Origin of the sequence: Planktosalinus lacus (genome assembly GCF_014640155.1) — a bacterium.
GTDB classification, from domain to species: domain Bacteria; phylum Bacteroidota; class Bacteroidia; order Flavobacteriales; family Flavobacteriaceae; genus Planktosalinus; species Planktosalinus lacus.
In genome coordinates, this window is record NZ_BMGK01000023.1 from 1 (window position 1) to 2,877 (window position 2,877).

Annotated in this window: 2 protein-coding genes; both read left to right on the top strand. The window is 39.9% G+C overall.

All coding sequences use genetic code 11. From position 1 onward, the window contains the following. Positions 1-16 precede the first annotated feature (16 nt). Complete coding sequence (locus tag IEV69_RS14030; RefSeq protein WP_373283678.1) at positions 17-100, top strand: T9SS type A sorting domain-containing protein; 84 nt, start codon at positions 17-19, stop codon at positions 98-100. 146 nt (positions 101-246) lie between these two features. Continuing rightward, on the top strand, positions 247-2,877 hold a 2,631-nt coding region (locus IEV69_RS13705), incomplete at its 3' end, for a proprotein convertase P-domain-containing protein (protein WP_188443396.1).

The following is a 2,877-nucleotide window of genomic DNA, read 5'->3' on the forward strand; positions in this document are numbered from 1 at the left end:
AGAACAACGCATAGACATTTCAGGATTAGCTTCCGGAGTGTATATGGTAAACATCAGCAGTGCTGATGCAACAACAGTAAAACGATTGATCAAGAAGTAATTCTTAGAAAATCATAATTATAAAAACCCTGAAGTGAAAACTTCAGGGTTTTTTTTTGATAATATTAAAATAACATTTACAAATTAAATATTCATCTATAGTATTTATATATTTGTACTTAAATTAATTATAAACATAAATTTAAAATGAAAAAAATTACTACTTTATTGTTTGCAATTTGTTCGGTGATTTCATTTCAGGCTCAAACTGTTTTCATAAATGAAATACATTATGATAATACAGGGGGAGATGTCGATGAAGCAGTCGAAATTGCAGGACCGGCCGGTACAGATGTGACAGGTTGGACTTTACAGCCCTATAATGGCTCAAACGGTCTTGCTTATGGTTCAATGCCAATATCGGGAACAATTCCTAATGAGTCCAATGGTTTTGGCACTTTAAACTTTTACTTTCCTACAAACGGACTTCAAAATGGTGCACCCGATGGGATTGCTTTAATTGATGACAGTAATAATGTGATTCAGTTCCTAAGTTATGAAGGTGCATTTACAGCAAATGACGGTCCTGCAGTGGGAATGATGTCTGTTGATATAGGGGTGTCTCAAAGTGGTGGCGATCCAATTGGTGAATCATTGCAACTTATTGGTTCAGGAAATGAATATGCTGATTTTACATGGAGTGGTCCTTCTGCATCATCACCGGGTTCAATCAATTCCGGTCAAACATTTACAGCACCACCTCCACCACCAAGTGGACAGTGTTCAACAGACACACCTCAAGATATAGAGGATTTTTCAACTATCAACTCTGTTGTTACTATTGCAAACACAGGTATTATTGGAGAAAATTCTTTTGAATTTACCATTAATACTATTGATTTAGATATGCAACACGACCGTGCATCAGATATGGTAATGACTTTGACTTCACCGGAAGGAACTGTACTTACTCTCTTTGAAAACAATGGAGGTGTCGATGGTTTGGATACACAAGCAAATTTAGTATTTGATGATGCTGGCGTGAGTGTTGGCACCTGGGTTGGTGGAGCCCCTGCTGCTTCCTATTCAGCTTTAGACGGTTTGTTTAATACCGTGTTTGCCGGAGAAGAAGTAAACGGTGACTGGACACTTACAATCTCAGATCAAGGAGGACAAACAGACGAAGGAACACTTTTCGGATTTTGTTTAGATATTACAGACAACGGATTGATAGGAACTGTACCTCAGATTTCTTGTCCAGGTGATATTGATACAGAAACAGATGAAGGTTTATGTGGTGCAGAGGTTACCTTTGGTCCTGCATCAGCGATTGACGCTGAAGATGGTGCTTTGGCAGTAACCCAAACTGCTGGTCCTACTTCAGGCGACTTTTTAGCCGTAGGAACTTATGATGTAACCTATGAAGCTACTGATACTGATGGAAACACCGTAGAGTGTACATTTACTATCACTGTAACAGATGAGGAAGCGCCTGTAGCAGTTGGACAAGACATTACAGTAACATTGGATGCGATGGGCTTTGGCTCCATCACTCCAGCTGATGTTGACGGAGGTTCTTCAGACAATTGTGGTATTGACTTAATGACATTGACACAGACTGATTTTGACTGTTCAGATGTTGGAGATAACGAAGTTACTTTGACAGTAGAAGATGAAGAAGGTAACACAGATTCAGTAATCGTTACCGTAACAGTCGTTGATGATTTAGCACCGGTGATCGCTTGTGTTGGAAGTGCTTTTGGTCTTGATGTGTTTATCAATGAAATACACTATGACAATGCAGGAGCAGATGCTGACGAAGCTGTGGAAATTGCAGGTCCTGAAGGAACAGATTTAACAGGATGGTCAATTGTTCTTTATAATGGAAATAACGGTTCGGTTTATGATACCGAAAATTTAACAGGCACATTTGCAGATCAAAATAATGGCTTTGGAACTTTAAATTTCCCTATTTCCGGAATTCAAAACGGATCACCAGACGGAATCGCATTGGTTGATGACTCAAACTCAGTAATACAATTTTTGAGTTATGAAGGTGCTTTTGCTGCTGTAGATGGACCTGCGGTAGGAATGATGTCTGAGGACATTGGTGTATCAGAAGCATCTTCAACGCCAATTGGAGAATCATTACAACTTTCAGGTACCGGAACTTTTTATGGTGATTTCACCTGGAATTCTCCGGCAACATCAACCCCCGGAGCAATCAATAATGGACAAACATTTGTTGCGGCTCCCAGTTCTCCATCGTTTCAGCTTGTTCTTGTAGAAGGAACTGCAACTATGCAGGCAGCCGACTTTTTAGATTCTATAGATGAGGCTTGTGGTTATACCGTAACAGTAGATGGTGAAGACTTCATCAACTTTACATGTGCAGATATTGGTTCACACCAATTTGAAGTAACAGTAGAAGATGCATCAGGAAACATTGCTACCTGTATGGCATTTGTTGATGTTGTAGATCCTTCATTATACTGTGAGTTAGCGTGTAGTGAATTGGAAAACCCAGTTGACATATTGGATTTTGAACCTGTAGACGAAGTTGCAGAGGAGGTCAATGAAGGTATCATAGGCGCAAATTCATTTCAATATACATTTAATACAATCAGCATTGATTTACAACACGACAGAGCATCAGATTTAGTGGTATCGTTAACCTCTCCTTCAGGAACATCAGTCGTATTGACAGAGAACAATGGAGGTGTAGACGGATTGGATGCACAAGCCGTATTGGTATTTGATGATATGGCCGGTGCAAACGTGACCACTTGGTCAGGCGGAGCCCCTGCAGCCTCTTATATGGCAGAAGGCGGTATGTTG